We start from the raw sequence: 21,524 nt of genomic DNA on the forward strand, positions 1-21,524 counted from the left end.
GGCCGAAACCGTTCCCGACCCGAAAGACTTCTCTGTGGCATCGACGACTCGAGTAGTGGCGCCGGAGTCGGCCCCCTCGACGCCGACGACCCCCGCCTACCGCACCGACCTCGACGGTCTGCGCGGCATCGCGATCACCCTCGTGGCCTGCTTCCACGTGTGGTTCGGGAAAGTCTCCGGCGGCGTCGACGTCTTTCTCACCCTGTCGGGATATTTCTTTCTCGGTTCACTCCTCCGGCACGCGATCTACGCACAGAAGCCGAACGTCACCTTCCGCGACACCCTCAACCCGTGGCCGCGGCTGAAACGACTGCTGAAGCGACTCCTACCCGCCCTGATCACCGTGTTGCTCGCGGCCACAGTGCTCACCGTCGTGGTCCTGCCGCAGACCCGCTGGGCCAACATCGGTAACGAGGTCGTGGCCAGCGCCCTGTACTACCAGAACTGGTACCTGGCACTGAACTCCCAGGACTACCTGGCCGCGAGTTCGGCCAACAGTCCCCTGCAGCACATCTGGTCGATGTCGATGCAGGGACAGTTCTTCCTGCTGACCCTGATCGTCGCCATGGCGTTCGCCGGAGTCCTGAAGCTGCTGGCCAAGGCCGCCCGCCCGTTCGCAGATCCGCGCGTCATCCGGGTCCTGGTCTTCGCCGCGGTCCTCGTCGTCGCCCTGGGGTCGTTCTGGTGGGCTCACCGCGGCATGGCGATCAACCAGCCGTACAACTACTACTCGACGATCTCGCGACTGTGGGAGCCGCTGGTCGGCGGCCTGCTCGCGATCTGGCTGCCGAGCCTGCGCGTGCCCAACTGGGTGCGCAACCTGGCCACTGCCGGAGCGCTCGCGCTCATCATCAGCTGCGGCTGGTGGATCGACGGTGTCGACGAGTACCCGGGCCCGATGGCACTCGTCCCCGTCGGTGCGACACTCCTCATCATCTGGGCGGGCGCGACCGCACTGCAGAAGGCGCCGCACGGTTCGCACGTCGCGCCGGACCAGATGCCGGCCGCCAACCGCATGCTGGCGAGTACCTGGCCGGTGTGGCTGGGCACCATCGCCTACGCGCTGTATCTGTGGCACTGGCCGCTGCTGATCTTCTACCTGACCTGGCGAGACAAGAATCACGCGAACTTCCTCGAAGGAGTCGGCATCCTCGGGGTGTCGATCGGTCTCGCCTGGCTCACCAAGCGCTACATCGAGGACCCGCTCCGCGGCGGTGACCGGGTGGCCCTCGCCCGGGGGAACCGCGAGGGCCGGTCCCGCGGGCTGTCCTACACCGCGGTGGTGACGGCGATCCTGCTGCTCGGCAGTGTGGTCGCGGGAGTCGGCATCAAGGTGTGGGAGAACCACGTCGACAACATCGTCGTCGACACCAAGAACCTCGACCCGCGGTCGTACCCGGGTGCGCGTGCCCTGCTCGACAACTGGCCGGTCCCCGCGCTCGATCCTCAGCCGTCGGCGCTGGAAGTGATCCAGGACTACCCGGAGACCTCCACCGACGGATACATGAGCGACTTCACCGACAACGAGATTCACATCGGTGAGTACGGCGATCCGAACGCGACCCGCACGATCGCGCTGGCCGGCGGATCGCATGCGGAGATGTGGATCTCCGCACTCGACACCCTCGGCAAACGCAACGGGTTCAAGGTCAAGACCTACCTGAAGATGGGGTGCCCGCTGTCGACCAACCAGGTCCCCAAGCAGCGCGGCGTCCCCTACCCCGAGTGCTACGACTGGGGTCAGCGGGTCATCGAACAGGTCATCGCCGACAAGCCCGACGCGGTGTTCACCAATTCGACCCGCCCGCGCGACTATCAGCCCGGCGACTGGGTGCCGCCGGACTACACCCCGATCTTCGATCGCTTCCTCGACGCCGGCGTCCCGGTGTTCGGCATGCGGGACACGCCGTGGCCGAAGAACGGCAAGGGCACCATCGACACACCCATCTGCCTCGCCGACGGCGGCGACGCGGAGAGCTGCGGTTCGCGCCGTGCCGCCGTCCTCGCCCCCGAGGACCCGGCGCTCGAGCTCGCCGCCACCCGCCCGGACTTCCACCCGCTGGACATGTCGCGGGGTATCTGCACCGACGACTTCTGCCCCGCGATCGTCGGCAACATCACCGTCTACAAGGACCCACATCACCTCTCGGCGACGTTTGTCCGCAGTCTGACCGACGAGCTCGGCCGGCAGATGGAGGCCCAATTGCCCTGGACCGGCCCGCAGGTACCGTGACCTGCGTCTTTCGCAGCCTTTCCGACCTCCTGTACAGGCAGCTCCGCCGACTGACCGTTTCGGGCGGATGATCGGTCTCCGAGATGACCGCCTGACCCAACACGACTAGGGTCGACCCATGACGTCGTCTCCACAGGTGGGCAGTACCGATTCGCCGACCGAGGGTGAACAACCGGACCCGAGCACGACCGACACCCCGCCGGTCCCCATGCCGGACGACCCGGTCCAGGTCGATGCGCTCGTCGAACCCGAACCCGCACCCATCCCGGTGTGGCCGGGAACCCCGTACCCGCTCGGAGCGACCTACGACGGTGCGGGAACGAACTTCTCGCTGTTCTCCGAGGTCGCCGAGGCCGTCGAGCTGTGCCTCATCGACCGGGACGGCAAGGAACGGCGTATCCGGCTCGAAGAGGTCGACGGCTACTGCTGGCACTGCTACCTGCCGAACGTGGTCCCGGGACAGTTCTACGGCTTCCGCGTGTACGGCCCCTACGATCCTGCCCGCGGACTGCGATGCGACCCGAGCAAGCTGCTTCTCGACCCGTACGGCAAGGCTTTCCACGGCGATTTCGACGGCGACCCCTCACTGTTCTCCTACCCGCTGCCGACACCCGACGACGCGGAGGACTCTGCCGGGGACCACGGCGAGGGACCTGCGGCGGACACCGGTGATGCGGCGGGCGGCGATCCGGAGAACGAGGCCGCCCCCGGGGACACCGATGCCGATGAGGTGGACACCGAAGCCGGCGACACCGAACCCGAGGGCGATGCAGACGAGGGCACTGCTGCCGACCGCGGGGTCACCGGAACCGCTGAGGCCACTAAAGCCAGTGATGATGCGGAATCGGTTGAGCTCGAGCCGCTTCCGGAGATCGATCCCGCGCCCGAGTATCCGATGCCCGGGCTCGACTCGCTGGGGCACACGATGGTCTCGGTGGTCATCAACCCGTACTTCGACTGGCAGAACGACCGGTCGCCCAACCGTCCCTACCACCAGACGGTCATCTACGAAGCCCACGTCAAGGGCATGACCGCCACCCATCCCGGTGTGCCCGAGAGCCTGCGCGGCACCTACGCGGGACTCTGCCATCCGGTGATCATCGACCATCTCAAGTCTCTGGGGATCACCGCGATCGAACTGATGCCGGTGCACCAGTTCATGCAGGACTTCACCCTCCGGGATCAGGGCCTGCGAAACTACTGGGGTTACAACACCTTCGGGTTCCTCGCCCCGCACATCGAGTACTCGTCGAACCCCGACCAACCCGCGAGCGCAGTGACCGAGTTCAAGGCGATGGTGCGCGAGTTCCACAACGCCGGCATCGAGGTCATCCTCGATGTGGTCTACAACCACACCGCCGAGGGCAACCACCTCGGTCCGACGGTGTCTTTCCGCGGGATCGACAACGCCGCCTACTACCGTCTCGTGGACGACAACCCCGAGATGTACATGGACTACACGGGTACCGGCAACAGCCTCAACGGACGGCATCCGCACACGTTGCAGCTCATCATGGACTCGCTGCGCTACTGGATCCTGGAGATGCACGTCGACGGTTTCCGCTTCGATCTCGCCTCGACGCTGGCCCGCGAACTCCACGACGTCGACCGACTCTCGGCGTTCTTCGATCTGGTGCAACAGGATCCGGTGGTGAGCCAGGTGAAGCTGATCGCCGAGCCGTGGGACATCGGCGAGGGTGGTTATCAGGTAGGCAACTTCCCGCCGTTGTGGACCGAGTGGAACGGGAAGTACCGCGACACCGTGCGCGACTACTGGCGTGGCGAACCGTCGACGCTGGGCGAGTTCGCCTCCCGACTCACCGGGTCGTCGGACCTGTACGAGGCGACCGGTCGCCGCCCGCTCGCGAGCATCAACTTCGTGATCGCCCACGACGGTTTCACGCTGCGTGACCTGGTGTCGTACAACGAGAAGCACAACGAGGCCAACGGCGAGGACAACCGCGACGGCGAGAGCCACAACCGGTCCTGGAACTGTGGCGTCGAGGGTCCGACCGACGATCCCGAGATCAACGCCCTGCGTGCCCGGCAGCAGCGCAACATCCTGGCGACGCTGTTCTTGTCGCAGGGCACGCCGATGCTGGCCCATGGTGACGAGATCGGACGCACCCAGCAGGGCAACAACAACGTGTACTGCCAGGACTCCGAATTGTCCTGGGTGGACTGGTCTCTCGCCGAGGAGAACGCCGACCTCCTGGAGTTCACCCGCAAGGCCATCGCGCTGCGCACCGCCCATCCGGTGTTCCGCCGTCGACGCTTCTTCGGCGGCAAACCGATCCGATGGGGCGATCAGGCCCGAGACATCGCGTGGCTCACCCCCGCCGGCGTGGAGATGACGTCCGAGGACTGGGACAGCGGATTCGGCAAGAGCCTCGCGGTGTTCTTCAACGGGAAGGGACTCGGAGAGAAGGACGAGCGCGGCGAGTGGGTCGTCGACGACTCGTTCTTCATCTGCTTCAACGCCCACTACGAGCCCATCGACTTCCATCTGCCGCCGGAGCAGTACGGCTCCGAGTGGGTCGGCGAACTCGACACGACCCATCCGACCGGCGACTCGGATCTGACTGCCGCATCCGGTCATTCGGTGACGGTGGGCGGTCGGTCGGTGCTCGTGCTGCGGGCGACGTCCTGAGACCGGCGGGCACAGACACGATGAGCACTCGTCCGACACCACGGGCCACCTACCGATTCCAACTGAACGGCGACTTCGGGTTCGCCGACGTCACCGCGACCCTTGATCACCTCGTCGACCTCGGGGTCAGTCACGTCTACCTGTCTCCCATCGGCACGGCCGCAACCGGGTCGACCCACGGTTACGACTGGGTCCCGCCGCCCGCCGTGTCCGACGTCCTCGGTGGCATCGACGGTCTCCGTGAACTCCGTAAGGCGGCCTCCGAACGCGGCCTCGGCCTCATCATCGACATCGTCCCCAACCACACCGGGGTGGCCGACGCGCTCGCCAACCCGTGGTTCGCGGACCTGTTGCGCCATGGCGCCCGGTCGGCCTACGCCTCGTACTTCGACGTCGACCTCAGCGAGGACAACGGCGCCGGGGGCAAGATCGCACTACCGGTCGTCGCCGCCGACGGAGACCTGAGCCCGCTCGAGATCGACGAGCAGGGCAACCTGCGGTACTACGACCACGCCTTCCCGATCGCCCCCGGAACCGGCGACGGGAGCGCCGCGGAAGTCCATGCGCGCCAGCACTACAAGCTGGTGCCGTGGAACAGCGGACTGATCGGGTACCGCCGGTTCTTCACCGTCAACGAGCTCGCCGGCCTCCGGCAGGAGGACTCCACGGTCTACGAGGCCACCCACGAATGGTTGCGGGAGCTCTTCGCCGAGGATCTCGTCGACGGTGTGCGCGTCGATCATCCGGACGGGCTCTGGGATCCCCAGCAGTACCTGCGCACTCTCCGCGCCGACGTCGGCGACGAGCGGCTGATCTACATCGAGAAGATCCTCGCGCCGGACGAGCCCCTCGAACCGACGCTGCCCGTCGAGGGCACCACCGGTTACGACCAGATGCGGATCATCGACGGACTGTTCGTCGCACCGTCGGGCGTCGTGCAGCTCACCGAACTCAACGAGCACATCACCGGCGAGACCGGCGACGCGCAATGGTTCGCGTCGGTGGAGCACCAGCGCAAGCTGACGACGCTGCGCGAGTCCTTCCCCACCGAGCTCCGCCGGCTCGTCCGCGCGATCACCCATTCCGACCCGGCCGCCGACTCCGACGCGATCGCCGACGCCTGCGCCGAACTCATCGCCGGCCTCGGTGTCTACCGCGCCGACTATCCGTCCCTGCGACCTCGCCTGGAGACGACCGCGGTGCGAATCGCCACCGAGAACCCTTCTCTGACACGAGCACTCGACGCCATCATGCGCGCCACCCGGAGTGCTGGTGCCGCGACCTCACGCCTGGCGCAGACCTGTGGTGCGGTGACCGCGAAGTCCGTCGAGGACAGCCTCTTCTACCGCACGGCCCGACTGGTGTCGGCGCAGGAGGTGGGCGGCGATCCGGCGAACCCGGCGGTGTCGCTCAACGAATTCCACGACCACAACACCGAACGCGCCCACCGGTGGCCGCTGGCGATGACCGCGACATCGACGCACGACACGAAGCGGGGCGAGGACGTCCGCGCCCGGATCGCCGTGCTCTCCCAGGTTCCCGAACGGTGGTCGCTGCTGATCGAACGCGTCTGGCTGGGGACCGACATCCCGGACAATCTGGCGTGCTACTTCCTGTTGCAGAACATCTTCGGCGTGTGGCCGGTCGACGGAGAGGCCACCGGTGAACTGCGTGCCCGCATCGTCGAATACGCGCGCAAAGCCTGCCGCGAGGCCGGACTCAGGACCACGTGGACCGAGGTCGACGAGAAGTTCGAAGACGCGATCGAGCACTGGATCGAGCAGGTCACCACCGAGCCGATCGCGACCGCGGTTCGCGAACTGGTCGACCGGACCACCCCGGCCTTTCAGCAGGAAGCCCTCGCGCGCAAGGCGATCGCCATCCTCGGACCCGGCGTCCCGGACATCTATCAGGGCACCGAATGGTGGGAGGACTCGCTCGTCGACCCGGACAACCGGCGGCCGGTGGATTTCGGTCGGACTCTGGAGCATCCGAAGGCCGAGCTCGTTCGTACCGCGCTCGAGGTCCGCGCCGCGCACCCGGAGGCCTTCGGTGCGTCGGCCACGTACGACCGCCTGCCGGTCGACGGCCCGGCCTCCGATCACGCCGTCGCCTTCAGCCGCGGCCCCGCCGGCGTCCCCGAGGTCGTCGTGGTCACCGCGCGGTTCACCCACAGCCTCAAACCCGAATCGGCGGCCGGCACCGTTGTCGGGCTACCGCGCGGCGCTCGCTGGCGTGATGTCCGGAGCGGCGCGGTCTACGACTCGACGGTCGATCTGCACACCGTGCGCGCCGACCATCCGGTGGCGATACTCGTCTCTGATCACTGAAGGTCGTTGGACGGCCGATGCATTCGGCTCACCGGCCCGTCGTGGCCGGCCGCTTACGCTCCTCGCACCTGAAGGAGCGGAGGGTCGCGGCGCCGACAGGCGAAGCGGCCGACTAGCCTGCCGGCGCCGGTGCGGAACTCGGCTGCGGCGCGGGTGCGCCACCGGCACCCGGCAGCGACTGCGACGGGTCGATCTGGCCGCTGGGACTACCGGGCGGGCCGTCGACCTCGGAGACCAGCCACTTGCCGTCCTCCTTGTCCAGGTCGAGCCGGAACACCATGAGACTGGTTCCGCCGGTGGGTAGTTTGACGCTTCGGCCGGTCACCTCGGCCATCACGACCGTCTTGGCGGAGTCGGTCTCCACCGTCTCGACCGCGACGACACTGATCTTCGAGGACACCTCGATCTTGAGGGCCTCGACATTCTGCTCGGTGTCGGCGCGCTCCTGCTCGAGACGCTTGCGCAGCTCCCCGGTCGACAGCGGACCGAGCAGTTCCTTGGAGTTGCCCGCATTGTCGGCGTTGAGGGTCGTCACCAGCTTGGTGACGAAATCCGCCGAGGCGGTCTTGGCGTCGGCGAAGGCGGTCGCCTCGCTCTGCAAGGTGTACGTCCGCCAGCCGAGGAACCCGACAGCCGCGATCAGGGCGATGACCACGAACGCACCGAGTGCGCGCTTGATCCCGCTCGCGGTGACCGTCAGCGAGAACTCCTTCTTACCGGTCGCGGGCTGCGGCTCGGGTGCAGTCGCAGGCTCGGGTCCCATGGGACCGGAACCGGTGCGACGCGCCGACTTTCCGCGCGGAGTCGCAGTGGCATCCGCAACGGGTTTCTCGGTGCCGACCTTCTCGGTGCCGGTCTCCTCGTCGGACACGTTCTTCTCGAGATCTGGCTTCTCAGGGTCTGTCATCTACAGGTACGCAACTTGTCTGGTCGTCATTTGTCGAGCGGCACCGTGCGGGCATTCGGGTCGTAACCCGGTGGGGGCCCTGCGGTGTCGTCGCCCGGCGGTCGTGGGGCGTTGGCCGAACCACGGATCTGCTGGTTCGGATCCTCGGTCACACAGTACAGATTGGTCGGGATGGTCAGCTCGAGTACTTGGGTCGGCCGACGCGGGGTGACCGGGTAGTTGCAGCTCGGTCGCGGATACACCGAACCGAACGCCCACCACGCGCCGTCGTGGAACATGGTGAGGCTCTTGATGCTCGCATCCCGGATCGATGGCATCAGCGTCGCGAGGGCCGGTGCACGCAGCGCGCCCTGCTCGGCGATGTCGAGGAACTGCTTCATCACGTCGGTCACCGGGTCGGTCAGCTGGTTGATCGAACCGGCGAGGCTGGTCATCTGCGACGGGCCGCGGTCGAGCAGCGTGCGCAGCTCCTTGTCGGAGGCCGCGGCGGCGTTGATCAGGTCGCTCAGCCCCGACACCGTGGTCCCGAAGTCGGGCTGGATGTCGGCGGTCGTCTTGAAGATGGTGCCCGCATTCTGGATCAGCTTCGTCGTCTCGGGCAACGCGGTGTAGAGCCGGGCGAAGATCGTTCCGCCCGAGTCGAACAGCACCTCGAGATCGTTGGAGCCGTCCTCGGAGTACAGCGCGATCTTCAGGTTGTCCACGGCCGAGCGCAGTTGCGCCGGATCGATCTGCTGGATGAGTTCCAGCGAGGACTCGAGGAGATCGGAGAACGGCACGGTGACCTTGGTCTGCCCGGCCTCGATCACGTCGCCGTCCTTCAGGTATGGCCCCTCCGAGGTGGTCGGTTGGAAGTCGACGTACTGCTCGCCGGCCGCCGACAACCCCAGGGCGGAGACCTGGGTGTTGCGGTTGATCTTGTACCGGTCGTCGACCGAGACCTTCACCGTCACCGAATCCGGCTGCACGCGAATGGTGTCGACCTCGCCGATACGCGCCCCGCGAAGGGTGACCCCCGAGGTCTCCTGCAGGCCGCCGGAGATCGGGAACTCGATGGTCAGCTTGTACTTGCCCGCCAACGGTTCCCACCGCAACGTGCCAAGCGACAGGTAGCCGAGCCCGACGACCATGACCAGGACGAGCCCGATGTTGCCGGCGAGTACGGAATGCTTGCGGAGGAAACCGAATACGCCGCTCATCCGCAGCACCCCTTGGTTCCGGTGAGTCGGGCGAGCAGCCGCGTGAGCGTCTGCTGGAGCGCTGCCGAGCCCGAATCGACGTCCTCGAGCTCGGGAAGCCTGCTCGCCGAGTCGAACCCGACGCCCGGGTTCAGCCAGTACACCTTTGCCGACACCGCAGCCGCGCTACCCGGCGTGGACTTGATCCACTTGGGGGTCAACGTGTGCAGGTTGTCGGCCAGCGACCCGAGCGGGCCGGCCGCCTGCCGCAGACCGGCCAGCACAGTCGACAGATGCCCGAGCATCTCCACGAGGTTGTCCTGATCGGTGCGCAGGAAGTCATTGGTCGCCGCGGTCACCTGCTGGGCCTTGTCCAGCGAGGTCAAGATGGAGCCGATCTGGCCGTTCAGCGACTGAAGCGCGGGGCCCAGTTTGTTGATCGAGGCCATGATCTGTGCTCGGCCGTCCGCCAGCTGACCGGTCAGGATTCGGGTGTTCTCCAGCGACCTGTCGACCTGCGCCGAACTCTGATTGAGTTTGCGGATGCCGGTCGTGAGACCACGGATCGCACCGTTGAGGTCCGTCGGATTGGTCGCGACGGCCGCGCTCAGTTCGGTGAGGATGACCGTGAGCGAGTTCAGCGAACCGCTGTCGACCACGCCGCTCATGCTGATGAGCAGATCCTCGACGGTCGACGCCGCGGAGGTGGGACCGGTCAGGGTGTCTCCATCGACCATGAAGCCCTTCGTGGCAGTGGGCGGCGGCAGCAACGCCACGAACACGTCGCCCAGCGGAGTCGCCTGCCGGAGTTCGGCACCCGTGCCCACGGGCAGTTCGGTCTTCGTGCTGACGTCCATGGTGACGATCGCCGAGTAGTCCTTCGCAACGATGGTGTCGACCTGCCCCACGTCGGTGCCGTTGAGCTTCACCTTGGCGCGTGTCGGCAGATTCAGGGCGTTGTCGAAATTCGCCGTCAGCCGGATGGAGTCACCGATGCCACCGGGGGCCGGCAGCGGGATCTGCTCGACGGTGAGGCCGGGCAACAGGCCACAGCCGGTGAGCCCCATTAGCGCACTGAGCAGCACCGCCGTCACCGCGCCGCGTCGCATGCGGGAACGGCCACGTGTCGGTTCAGCGACCGTGCGACCCAGGGAAGCGCTTGTCACCGCTCTCATTTCGTCAGCTCCAGCATCGCGGAGTAGATGCCCATGTCCGGACCGAAGTCCTTCAGCTTGCCGGTGCGACAGCCGTCCTTCTGCAGGTTGATCGCCTCGCAGAACTCGGCGAGCAACTCGTTGTCGAGGAGCGACTTGTCGAGAAGCACCTGTGCACGCCAGGCGCCCTGCTCGGCGGAGATCGAGTTGCTCAGGTTCTGGAACAGCAGCGGACCGACATCGATGGTCTCCACAACCTGCCGCGAGTAGTCGCTCAGGTTGGCGGTCAGCGCGGCGAGGCGGTCGAAGGAGACCGAGATCGTGTTGGTGTTGTTCTGCAGGAACGCCGTCGTGTTCTGCAGGCTCTGGTTCAGGTTGCGCATGGTCGCCACGAGACCGGGCGACTGCGCGCCGAGCAGCTGGGACACCTCGTTGACCGACTTCGAGAAGGCCGTCATCTTCGGGTAGTTCTCCACCAGCGTGGTGGTGAGTCCCTCGATGGTCTCGATGATGTCGACGAGCGCGTCACTGTTGCCCGAGATCACGTTCGACGCCTGGCCGAGCTGATCGAGGGCGGCACGGATCTCCTCGCCGTTGCCCGTGGCGATGCCCGAGGTGATGTCGATCATGTCCGCGAGAGGTCCCGGACCCGGGCCCTCCCCCTTCAGGCCCACGACGAGACCGTCGATGGCGTCGAACAGTTCACCGACCGAGACCGGGGCCTTCGTCTCCTTGAGCACCGAGCCGTCCTCGAGCTTGGGTCCGCCCTCGTAGGCCGGGGTCAGCTCGACGTGGCGCGTGGTCACGATGGAGGTGTTGACGATGGCCGCCGTCGCGTCGGCGGGCACCGGCACGTCGTTGTCGATGGTCATGGTGACCTTGACCCGATCACCCTGCGGCTCGACGGCGGTCACCTGACCGACCGGCATGCCGAGCACCGCGACGTCGTTGCTCACGTAGAGGCCGGCGACGTTGTCGAAGTACGCGGTGACCTCGATCGCCTGCCCGAAGGCTGCCTTCCAGCTGCCCGGGATCATCGAACATCCCGACAGTCCGATGATGCCGAACAGGGAGATGCACACGAGGAGCGTCGAACGACGCAGCTTCTGCGGGTTCAGCATCCGTCCACCACCCGGGCCAGGCACAGCCAGTTGTCGGGGAAGATGCCCCAGGGCAGGTAACCGTTCGCGTAGGGGCCGTCGCCGATGACGTTGTTGGTCAGACGAGCCGTCACGGGGAGTATCTCCAGTAGCTTGCGCAGGTTGTTGCGGTTCTTCTCCAGCCCCTGCGTGATGGTGTTGAGGTTGGCCATGATCGGGGCGAACTGGTTGGCGTTCTCCCCTGCCACCGCACTGGCCTGTTCGGTGAGTTCGGCGATGCCGTCGAGCAGGCGTGTCACCAGCTCCTCACGGGCCACGATCTTCTGGGTCAGGTCGCGTCCCTGGCCGACGATCACCGCCAGTTGCGCCTGGTTGTCGTTGACGATGTTGGTGATCGTCTTGGTGTCGGCGATCAACTGATTGATCTGGTCCTTGCGGTTGGTGATGACCTCAGACATCTGCGTCAGGGCCTCGAACGTCGGCTCGGTGATCGCGGGGACACCGGCGAGCTGACGATTGAGTGTGCGGATGCTCTGCGAGAGGGTCTGGTCGTCGATACCGGTCAGGATCGGTGCACCCGCTTCGATGGTGCGGTTCAGGTCGTAGGGCACCGCGGTGCGCTCGATGTGGCCGTCGGGTGCCTCCTCGGGCGAATCGCCCAGCGACACATCGACGTAGCGCTGACCGAGCAGCGTCGACATCTTGATCTCGGCCATGCCGTTCTTCGTCACCTTGACGTCGGTGTCGACCTTCATGGTGAGCGCGACGTGGCGGCCGGCGAGTTCGGTTTCGGTGACCTCACCGACGTCGATGCCGGCGACGCGCACCTTGTCCCCCGGCCGGATCCCGCCGGCCTGGGCGAAGTCGGCGGTGAGCGTCTTCTTCCCCAGATGCGCACCGGCCAGCGCGGTCACGCCCAGCAGAAGTGCGACGATGACGACCGCCCCGATCACGCCGTACCAGACACGGGTGTTGCTGCGGAACTTCTTGCGGAACCAGCTCATCGGCACACCACCGAATGATTCGTGCCACCGATCTTGTTGAAGATCCCCGGTGGCAGCAGGACATCACCGATCGCGATGTCGAGATCGCAGGCGTAGATGTTCAGGTATGCACCCTCTCCGAGTACGAGCGGGAAATGACCGAGGAAGATCGGCGCGTCGACGGCCATCCGGTCGAGCTTGGAACCGTTCTGGATGAGCGTGTTGGTGGCGATCCGCCCGTTGGTCGCGGCGGCGGCGAGGCTGCCCCGGCTGCGGCTCAGGACGTCGGCGAAACCGTCTGTGGTGCGTCCGATGTCGGCGACCGCGCTGCCGAAGGCCGCCGAGTTCGAGTTGAGGTTCGCGATCAGAGCGGACATCGACTCGATCACGGTGCCGAGCTGGCCGCCCTGACGGGACAGGTCGCGCATCACGGTACTGAGGTTGTTGATGATCGCGCCGATCACGATGTCGCGGTTTGCGGTGTCCTCGGCCAGCCGGCCCACCTCGGCGACGGTGTAGCTCAACGAGACCGAATTGCCCTGGAACGCCTCGAGGAGACCCTGCGACAACGCGTTGACCTGCTCGGCGTCGAGGGTCTCGAACACCGGCTGGAAACCGGCGAGCAACTTGGTGACGTCGAAGGAGTCCTCGGACGGCAACTCCAGCGTCGACCCGGGCGCCAGCGGGTTGCTGTCGCGGCCCTCGACCAGGGTCAGGTTGAGATACCGCTGACCGATGAGGTTCTGATAGCGGATCGCCGCCCGGGTGTTGGTGAAGACCTGCTGGTCGTTCTGCACCTCGAACTCGACTCGCGCGCGCCCGTTGTCGAGTTCGATCTTGTCGACGCGCCCGACGCGGACACCGGCCATGCGGACGTCGTCACCGGCGGCGAGGCCCGAGGCGTCGGTGAAGAACGTCGTGTAATTGTTCGTCGATCCCGACACCGATCGTTCCAGAGTCGAGAAGATCACGTACGTCACGAGCAACGCGACGAGCCCGAAGATCGTGAAGCCGATCAACGGTTTGCGGATCGAACCCGAGGCCGCGCTCATCGTCCCCCTCCCTGATCAGTGGCGCCGGCACGTGCGTCGATGGACTGGACCAGCGGTCCGAGCATGATCGTGTCGGCGGCCGACGGCTCCCGGCGCAGCACTGCACCGAGGGTCTTCTTGTCGGCGTCGGTGGTCACCATGCCCACCGGACGGTTCTTGCGCATGCCGTCGGACGGATAGATCTGCAGCGGACCCGACATCGTCGGTCCGGTACCTGTTCCCGGCCCCACGCAGCCGGGTCCGCGCAGCGTGCCGTACGGGCCGCCGTCGTACACCGGACAGTTCTGGCGGGTGTAGCGGACGAAGGCACCGAAGCTGACGCCGATGTTGAGCTGGACGTGTCCGTTTGTCCCGGTGAAGACGGTGAGCACCCGGGCTGCGAGGTTGTTGAGCGCAATGATCGCCTGCGGCAACGAGTTCGGTTCGAGCACGGTGGCGCCGAGCATGCGGTTCAGGTCGGTGACGAGTCGCTGACCGCCGTTGCCGTTGCGGGCGAACATCAGCTGTAGCTGGTCGAGCAGTCCCTGGTTGCCGGACAGCAGCGCCGCGAGGTCACGCTGCTTCTCGGCGACGGTCACCGCCGGGATCACGCTGCGCCCCAGGGCGTCGAGCAGTTCCGGCGAGGACTCCGCGAGACCGCTGATCGCGGCGTCGAAGTTGTCGAATCCCGGGGGTGCACCCGGCGGGAACTGCGCGTTGATCGCGTCGAAGTAGGTCCGCAGCACGCCGACGAACGAGCCGAACACCGATCCGCCGCCTTTGAGGGCGTCGGCGACGACACCGAGTACCTGGGCGAGTTCCTCCGGCGGCACCGAGTCGAGGATGGCATTCAACTCGTTCTGCGCGTCCTGCAGCTTGATCGTCTCGAGCGACGTGTCGGCGGGGATGGAGTCACCCGACGACAGTCGTTCGGTACCCGGCTCGGCGGGTCGGACGAGTTCGACGGAGTTGACGCCGAACAGGTTCGACGGCACGGTCCGTGCCGTCACCGATGCCGGGATGCCCTCGGCCTGCGCGGGCACGATGTCGATCTCGACCTTCTTGATCACCTTCGCGGCGTCGACCCGGTCGCCGGAATCGGCGACCGAGATGGACTTCACCGAGCCGACGATGAGGCCGTTGTACCGGACGTCGGCGCCCGATGTCAGGCCGTCACCGATGTCGACGAGGTCGGCGGTCACACCCACCGTTTTGCTGAAGGTGCCCTGGTACCGCATGAACAGCAGCACGAAGATCACCAGCAGGACCAGGAGGAAGGCGACGCCGCGCAGCACGAATTGCATCAGCGAGGGGTTACGCCCGTCGGTCGCGATGTTCACCGGCGCTCCCTCATCCCGAGATCTTGATTCCGGGCGAGGTGCCCCAGAACACGAGTGTCATGACCAGGTTCGCGAACACGATCACGATGATCGCGAGCCGGATGGCATGTCCGGCAGCAATTCCCACACCTTCGGGCCCCCCAGCGGCGAAGTATCCGTAGTAGCACTGGATGAACGTCGTCAGCAGCACGAAGACGATCACCTTGATGAACGAGAACACCATGTCCCAGGACACGATGAACTGGTTGAAGTAGTAGAGGTAGGTTCCCTCGCCCTGGCCGCTCTGGAGCATGAACATGAACTGGCACGCAAGGTAGTTGGCGGCCAGCGACACCGAGTACAGCGGGACGATCGCGATGACCGCGGCCAGCATGCGGGTGGTGACCAGGTACGGCAGCGGCCGGATGGCGATCGCCTCGAGGGCGTCGATCTCCTCGGCGATGCGCATCGAACCGAGCTGGGCCGTGAAGCGGCAACCCGATTGCGCGGTGAACGCCGTCGCCGCGAGCAGCGGGGCGATCTCGCGCGTCGTCGCGAACGCCGACAGACCACCGGTCACCGGTGACATGCCGAGCAGGTTGAGCGCGGTGTAACCCTCGATGCCGACGGTCGCGCCGCCCATGACCCCGAGGATCACCATGACGCCGACCGTGCCGCCGCCCACGACGATCGCGCCGTTGCCCCACGCGACGTCGGCGAGCAGGCGCCAGACTTCCTTGCTGTAGTGCCGGAAGGCCAGCGGGACAGCGCCGATCGAGCGGACGAGGAACGTGATGAGGTGCCCCATCGCCGCGAGGGCGTCGCGCGGACCGCGATAGACGGCCTTGGCGGCCTCCAGGGGTTTCAGCGCGGGTGGCACGTACCGTGACGCGGTCATCTCACACCACCTTCGCCGGGAAGAGGATCGCAAACAGCTGCGTGAGGATCACGTTCACGGTGAACAGGAGCAGGACGGAATTGACCACCGCGGCGTTCACCGAGTTGGCGACGCCGGCGGGTCCGCCCTTCGTCGAAAGGCCGCGATCGCAGGCGACGATCGCCACGATCGCGCCGAATATGACGGCTTTGGCCAACGCGAACATCAGGTCCGCGGTCGTCGCGAAAGACGCAAAGGTGCCCGTGTAACTGCCTGGCGTACCGCCCTGGAAGTACACGTTGAAGACGTAGCCGGTGATGAATCCGATGAAGCAGACGAAGCCGCAGAGCAGGAAACTGACCACCATCGTGGCGAGGAGGCGCGGCGAGATCAGACGCTCGATGGGGTTGACGCCCATCACCTTCATGGCGTCGATCTCGTCGCGGATGGTGCGGGAACCGAGGTCGGCCGCGATGGCCGAACCGACCGCGCCCGCGAGGAGCAGCGAGGTGACCAGCGGTGCACCCTGACGGATCACGCCGAGGCCGGTGGCCGCGCCGGAGAACGACGTCGCACCGACCTGGCCGGCGATGTTGGACACCTGGATCGACACGATGACGCCGATCGGGATGGCGACGAGCAGGGTCGGGAACACCGAGGTGCTCGCCATGAAAGCGCACTGGCGGATGAACTCCCCGAACGGGAAACGCCGCTTGAAGAGGTCGACGAAGAGCGTACGGAACACCTCGACGAACATGCCCAGCTGGCGTCCGAAGGTGTCGAAGGACGCGACGACATGTTTGTCGAACCACGACCGAACCGCACCCGGTCTCTTCCGACCGACCTCCTCGTCATCCGAGGTGACTGCGTCTGTGCTCAATCCCTACCCTTGCGTCTCGGCTTACCCGTTCACCGGCCGTCAGGTCGCCATGCGTCGGTGTTGTCTCCAACTCCCGTACCGCTCGGCTGATCTGCTCGAGGTGCCCCCGTGGGCATGAGCGTCGCCGTAATATACCCCGCTCTCATCTTCGAGTGTGTGCGGCCTCACAGTATCGCGCGGTGCGACTTCGGTGACCCCGACATACCTTGCATGATGTGAGCAATTCCCCGACAATGTCCCCGACTGACCAGAGCACCATAACTTGGTCGGCCGACCAACGGGAACAAAACCCCCCACTTCGTTCCAATGCAGCTCCGTTTCAACAGCCGACCTCGGTGAACGAGATACGAGTGTGGGCCCCCGAGGCGGACAGGGTGGACCTCGTCGTATCCGGCGGTCCGGACTCCCGGTCACGGTCGGTACCGATGTCCGCCGACGCAGGAGGGTGGTGGCGGGTCCCCGCGGACTCCGCGATCGAAACCGGTCCGGACCTCCGCTACGGGTTCTCGATCGACGGTGGACCGGTGCGTCCCGATCCGCGCTCGGTCCGTCAACCCGAAGGCGTCCACGAGATGTCGGCGCTGTTCACCGTCGACGACTCGCTGTGGACCGACGCCGGCTGGACGGGCCGCGATGTGCACGGCGCGGTGATCTACGAACTCCACCTCGGGACCTTCACCCCGGCAGGCACTCTCGACTCCGCGATCGAAAGGCTCGACCACCTGGTCGATCTCGGCGTCGATCTCGTCGAACTGATGCCGGTCAACGCTTTCAACGGCACCCATAACTGGGGTTACGACGGAGTCGGCTGGTACGCCGTGCAGGAAACCTACGGCGGCCCGGCGGCACTCGCCCGGTTCGTGGACGCCTGCCACGCCAAGGGGCTCGGCGTCGTCCTCGACGTCGTCTACAACCATCTGGGCCCGTCGGGCAACTATCTGCCGGACTTCGGGCCGTATCTCAGCGAAGGCACGACGTCGTGGGGATCGTCGGTCAACCTGTCCGGACCCGACTCCAACGAGGTACGCGCGTTCATCGCCGGCACCGCACTGCGCTGGTTCACCGAATTCCACATCGACGGACTACGACTCGACGCCGTCCACGCCCTCGCCGACCATCGTGCGGTCCACATCCTCGAGGAACTGGCCGCCGCCACGGATGCGCTGTCGGCCGAACTCGGGCGTCCGCTGTCGCTGATCGCGGAGAGCGATCTGAACGACCCGCGGTTGTTCCTGCCGCGGTCGGCCGGTGGTCTCGGGCTGGCCGCCCAGTGGGACGACGACATCCATCACGCCGTCCACACCCTCGTCTCGGGTGAACGACAGGGCTACTACGCCGACTTCGGCAGTTTCGAGTGTCTCGCAAAGGTTCTGACGGGCGGGTTCTTCCACGACGGCACCTACTCGTCGTTCCGGCGGCGCTGCCACGGCCGGCCGATCCCGACCGATCGGGTGCCCGCGTCGTCGTTGCTGGCCTACACGTGCACCCACGATCAGGTGGGCAATCGCGCGATCGGCGACCGGCCGAGCGCCAACCTGGACGGCGGACAGCTCGCGATCAAGGCCGCCCTGATCCTGTTGTCCCCGTTCACCCCGATGCTGTTCATGGGCGAGGAGTGGGCTGCCGCAACGCCGTTCCAGTTCTTCACCTCCCACCCCGAACCGGAACTGGGCCGGGCGACCGCGGAGGGCCGGAAGGCGGAGTTCGCCGAGCACGGTTGGGACAGTGACGATGTGCCCGACCCGCAGGACCCGGAGACCTTCGAGCGGTCGAAGCTGGACTGGTCGGAGCCGACCCGGCCCGACCACGCCCGCGTGCTCGACTTCTACCGGTCACTGATCGCGCTCCGGAAAACCGAAGCAGCCCTGTATGATTCGGCGTTCTCCTCCGTCGACGCCGAATTCGACGAGGCGGCAGGCTGGTTCGCGATGCACCGCGGCGAGTGGTCGGTGGTGTGCGTCCCCGGCGCCGCGCCCGTGTCACTCCCCTGGCCGCTCGACGTCCGGCTGGCCTGGGAGCAACCGGCTGACGGTGTGTCGTCCGGCCACAACGTGATCGTCGGACTGCGGTAGATCAGGTCAGATACTCGTAGGCCGGCGAACCGGGCTCGAGGCGCTCACAGTGCAGGCGCGAGCGCGCCATCCGGTCCATCAGGGCGCCGAGGCCGTCCGGGCTGCCGAGCTCGACGCCCACCAGGGCGGCACCGGTCTCGCGGTTGTTGCGCTTGACGTATTCGAAGAGCGTGATGTCGTCGTCGGGTCCCAGGACCTCGTCGAGGAAGCGACGCAGCGCGCCGGGCTCCTGCGGGAAGTCGACCAGGAAGTAGTGCTTCAGACCCCGGTGCACCAGTGAGCGTTCGATGATCTCGCCGTAGCGGGAGACGTCGTTGTTGCCGCCGGACACCAGACACACGACGACCGCGTCGTCGGGCAGTCGCAGCTTGTCCAATGCGGCGACCGCCAGTGCTCCGGCCGGTTCGGCGATGATGCCCTCGTTCTGGTACAGCTCCAGCATCGCCGAGCAGATGGCGCCCTCGTCGACGTGCGTGATGTGCGCCGCCCCGGGGGCCGGAGACACCGGACCGTCGGGGATGATCTGCGCAGCGGGGGTCGCGGAGATGCCGGCGAGGATCGGGTGATCACTGACGCTCGCGCCGAGTTCGGACATCACCCGGTGGCCGATGGTGCCGATCCGCTTCACGGCCGCGCCGTCGACGAAGGGGTCGATCTCGTCGAGGGTGATCGGCCCGCCGTGGACCAGCGCCGCACTCAACGACACGGCCCCGGTCGGTTCGATGCCGATGATCGTCACCTCGTCGGATAGTCCGCGCAGGTAGGTGGCCATCCCGGCCAGACAACCGCCGCCACCGACGGGCGCGACGACGACGTCGGGCACGCGGCCCAACTGCTCGACGATCTCGCGCGCGATGGTTCCCTGCCCAGCCGCGGTGCGCGGGTCGTCGAAGGCGTGAATCCATGCGGAGCCGGTGCTCATCACATCGGCCTGCGCGGCCGCCGCCGCGGCGTCGTAGGTCTCCCCGATCGCCTTCAGCTCCACGAAATCGCCGCCGTGCCAGGCGATCCGATCGCGCTTCTGCTTCGGGGTGGTGGTCGGGACGTAGATCCGTCCGGGCACCTTCATGCTCTTGCACGCGAAAGCGACGCCCTGGGCGTGGTTTCCGGCACTGGCCGCCACCACACCGCGGGACAGCTCCTCGGCCGAGAGTTGGGCCATCACGTTGTACGCGCCGCGGATCTTGTAGGAGCGTACGGTCTGCAGGTCCTCGCGCTTGAGGTAGATCTGGGCACCCGACCCCGACAGTCGCGGGCAGGCCTCGAGCGGGGTACGCGCCACGGCGTCGGCGATTCGCTCCGACGCCGCCTCGATGGCGTCGAGACTCAGTGCCGGACCGTGCTGGTGAACGGGGACGTGGTGCGTACTCACGACTGCCATGGTCTCACTGCGCGGGATCGTTCGAGGCGCCCGGGTACTTCGATTTCGGCGAGGTCGGTGTGCTCGGCCGCTGCGGTCGGCCTCATTCCGCGGTTGCCCCACCCCGCAGGTGGGTATGTTCGCGACGTCGCTCGTCGCACGCGGACGGCATGCAGGGCCGCGCGAGGAGAAGGCACGTACGACCCGCCACCTGAACAGGGAGCAGTCATGACATCTCGCCATCCATCTCCGCGCCGGTCCCGGCGTACCTCTCGCCTCACCCGGATCGCCGCCGGCGCGGCGTCCGCGGCCATGGCGCTGGGGCTGGCCACCGCCGTCGGTCCGGCGCCCGCCTCGGCCGCGCCGTCGTGTCCGGGTGCCGCCCCCGCCCGACTCGTCGGCGTCGTTCCGGGCGCCGCGCTCGAAGGCCTCACCGTCGACGCCGGCGGACGCCTCTACACCACCGACCTCATCTCGGGTCGCGTGTTTCGGCTGAACGGCCCTGGTGCACCTGCGGTCCCGATCGCGCGAGTTCCCGGCGGTAGCGGTGCGGGCGCGCTCGCCTGGACTCCGGGTGGAACCCTGCTGGTCGGTTACGGAGCCGATCCCCGCGTCGTCGTCGGTGACGCGCTACGCCACGCGTCCATTGGGCGCCTGGACGTCAACACCCGCGCGTTTCGGCCGTGGGTGACGGGGCTGTCGGCCGCGAACGGGATGGATGTGGCCGCGAGCGGAAACGTGTACGCCACCAACGACTTCGGCAATCTCATCGGACGGGTCTCACCGGGCGGGGCGGTGAACGCCGCGTGGGGCGCGCTGCCGAGTGCCAACGGCGCGGTCCTGAGCCGCGACGACCGCTGGCTCTACGTCTCGCGCACCTTCGTGAACCCGGGTGTCAGCCGGATCTCGACGACGAATCCGCGCGCGGTGCAGAGCCTGCTCGGCGTGGGTGCGCCGTCGACCCCCGATGGGCTGACGCTCGATTCACGTGACCGGCCTGTCGTGCCGTTCAACGCGACCGGTGAGATCGTCCGGATCACCTCGCCCGGACGCTACTGCGTGCTGGCGAGCGGACTGCCGACGTCGAGCGTGCTCTCCTACGGTCGCGGCGACCGCGGGTTCGGGGCCGGACGTCTGTACCGGGCCGGATTCGACGGACGGATCTACGAGATCCCGGGCGGATTCGATCGGGGCGCGACCGCCGCGTTCCCGGGCAGGTAGCGCTCACCCCACCACACCGCGAGGACCGCCACCGCCGTCACCCACGCAGTGGCCTGCAACGATCCGAAGATCAGCAGGGTCACGACGGCGGTGGCGACACCTGCGAGGACCGCGTGGGCCTTGTGGGCCGGCCACTCGACGCCGAAGACCTCGACCGTGCGCTGCGCACGCCGAACCGGACGGTGCGCGTTGATGCCGATCATCGTGGTCATCTGCGAACACTCCCCTC

Annotated in this window: 16 protein-coding genes; 5 read left to right on the forward strand and 11 right to left on the reverse strand. The window is 66.9% G+C overall.

Annotation, left to right across the window (positions count from 1 at the left end):
* Positions 1 to 55: 55 nt before the first annotated feature.
* The 3 genes from RVF83_RS21135 to treY all read left to right on the forward strand — a co-directional run bounded on the left by RVF83_RS21135 (position 56) and on the right by treY (position 7,213).
* Positions 56 to 2,233: an acyltransferase family protein gene (locus RVF83_RS21135; RefSeq protein ID WP_005198862.1), complete on the forward strand. Its 2,178-nt coding sequence runs from the start codon at positions 56 to 58 to the stop codon at positions 2,231 to 2,233.
* 208 nt (positions 2,234 to 2,441) lie between these two features.
* Complete coding sequence (gene glgX, locus RVF83_RS21140; protein ID WP_174351893.1) at positions 2,442 to 4,883, forward strand: glycogen debranching protein GlgX; 2,442 nt, start codon at positions 2,442 to 2,444, stop codon at positions 4,881 to 4,883.
* A gap of 20 nt (positions 4,884 to 4,903) precedes the next feature.
* The gene (gene treY, locus RVF83_RS21145) at positions 4,904 to 7,213 is read left to right on the forward strand and encodes a malto-oligosyltrehalose synthase (protein ID WP_143931907.1); all 2,310 of its coding nucleotides are present in this window, start codon (positions 4,904 to 4,906) and stop codon (positions 7,211 to 7,213) included.
* A 112-nt stretch (positions 7,214 to 7,325) separates the two neighbouring features.
* Here treY and RVF83_RS21150 read toward each other — a convergent pair whose 3' ends face one another.
* Genes RVF83_RS21150 through RVF83_RS21190 form a run of 9 tightly spaced genes read right to left on the reverse strand, consistent with a single transcriptional unit; the run spans position 7,326 to position 16,642 of the window.
* Positions 7,326 to 8,120, reverse strand: a complete 795-nt coding sequence (locus RVF83_RS21150; RefSeq protein ID WP_005198858.1) for a hypothetical protein — start codon at positions 8,118 to 8,120, stop codon at positions 7,326 to 7,328.
* Positions 8,121 to 8,146: 26 nt separating this feature from the next.
* Positions 8,147 to 9,319, reverse strand: a complete 1,173-nt coding sequence (locus RVF83_RS21155) for an MlaD family protein (protein WP_039880544.1) — start codon at positions 9,317 to 9,319, stop codon at positions 8,147 to 8,149.
* Positions 9,316 to 10,473 (reverse strand): MlaD family protein, encoded by a 1,158-nt coding sequence (locus RVF83_RS21160; protein WP_210735522.1) that lies wholly within the window; start codon positions 10,471 to 10,473, stop codon positions 9,316 to 9,318. Before RVF83_RS21160 ends, RVF83_RS21155 begins: the two co-directional genes overlap by 4 nt.
* The gene (locus tag RVF83_RS21165) at positions 10,470 to 11,573 is read right to left on the reverse strand and encodes an MCE family protein (RefSeq protein WP_005198855.1); all 1,104 of its coding nucleotides are present in this window, start codon (positions 11,571 to 11,573) and stop codon (positions 10,470 to 10,472) included. Before RVF83_RS21165 ends, RVF83_RS21160 begins: the two co-directional genes overlap by 4 nt.
* Positions 11,567 to 12,556: an MCE family protein gene (locus RVF83_RS21170; RefSeq protein WP_005198854.1), complete on the reverse strand. Its 990-nt coding sequence runs from the start codon at positions 12,554 to 12,556 to the stop codon at positions 11,567 to 11,569. Before RVF83_RS21170 ends, RVF83_RS21165 begins: the two co-directional genes overlap by 7 nt.
* A complete protein-coding gene (locus RVF83_RS21175) occupies positions 12,553 to 13,587 on the reverse strand; it encodes an MCE family protein (RefSeq protein WP_005198853.1) in 1,035 nt (344 codons plus the stop codon). The genes RVF83_RS21170 and RVF83_RS21175 overlap by 4 nt, the downstream gene beginning before the upstream one ends.
* Entirely contained in the window at positions 13,584 to 14,906 is a 1,323-nt protein-coding gene (locus RVF83_RS21180) for an MlaD family protein (protein WP_005198852.1), read from the reverse strand. The genes RVF83_RS21175 and RVF83_RS21180 overlap by 4 nt, the downstream gene beginning before the upstream one ends.
* Positions 14,907 to 14,916: 10 nt before the next feature.
* The gene (locus RVF83_RS21185) at positions 14,917 to 15,783 is read right to left on the reverse strand and encodes an MlaE family ABC transporter permease (protein WP_005198851.1); all 867 of its coding nucleotides are present in this window, start codon (positions 15,781 to 15,783) and stop codon (positions 14,917 to 14,919) included.
* A gap of 1 nt (position 15,784) precedes the next feature.
* Positions 15,785 to 16,642, reverse strand: a complete 858-nt coding sequence (locus RVF83_RS21190; protein WP_005198850.1) for an MlaE family ABC transporter permease — start codon at positions 16,640 to 16,642, stop codon at positions 15,785 to 15,787.
* Positions 16,643 to 16,992: 350 nt separating this feature from the next.
* Between RVF83_RS21190 and treZ the strand changes: the two genes are divergently transcribed.
* Positions 16,993 to 18,714: a malto-oligosyltrehalose trehalohydrolase gene (gene treZ, locus RVF83_RS21195; protein WP_005198849.1), complete on the forward strand. Its 1,722-nt coding sequence runs from the start codon at positions 16,993 to 16,995 to the stop codon at positions 18,712 to 18,714.
* A gap of 1 nt (position 18,715) precedes the next feature.
* Here treZ and ilvA read toward each other — a convergent pair whose 3' ends face one another.
* The gene (ilvA, locus tag RVF83_RS21200) at positions 18,716 to 20,095 is read right to left on the reverse strand and encodes a threonine ammonia-lyase IlvA (RefSeq protein ID WP_005198848.1); all 1,380 of its coding nucleotides are present in this window, start codon (positions 20,093 to 20,095) and stop codon (positions 18,716 to 18,718) included.
* A 291-nt stretch (positions 20,096 to 20,386) separates the two neighbouring features.
* On the opposite strand from ilvA, the gene RVF83_RS21205 reads away from it, so the two are divergent.
* The gene (locus RVF83_RS21205) at positions 20,387 to 21,295 is read left to right on the forward strand and encodes an SMP-30/gluconolactonase/LRE family protein (RefSeq protein WP_005198847.1); all 909 of its coding nucleotides are present in this window, start codon (positions 20,387 to 20,389) and stop codon (positions 21,293 to 21,295) included.
* On the opposite strand, the gene RVF83_RS21210 is transcribed toward RVF83_RS21205, so the two are convergent.
* Positions 21,238 to 21,507 (reverse strand): hypothetical protein, encoded by a 270-nt coding sequence (locus RVF83_RS21210; RefSeq protein WP_005198846.1) that lies wholly within the window; start codon positions 21,505 to 21,507, stop codon positions 21,238 to 21,240. The genes RVF83_RS21205 and RVF83_RS21210 overlap by 58 nt on opposite strands.
* Positions 21,508 to 21,524: the final 17 nt, after the last annotated feature.

It is taken from the genome of Gordonia rubripertincta (assembly GCF_038024875.1).
Lineage (GTDB): Bacteria > Actinomycetota > Actinomycetes > Mycobacteriales > Mycobacteriaceae > Gordonia > Gordonia rubripertincta.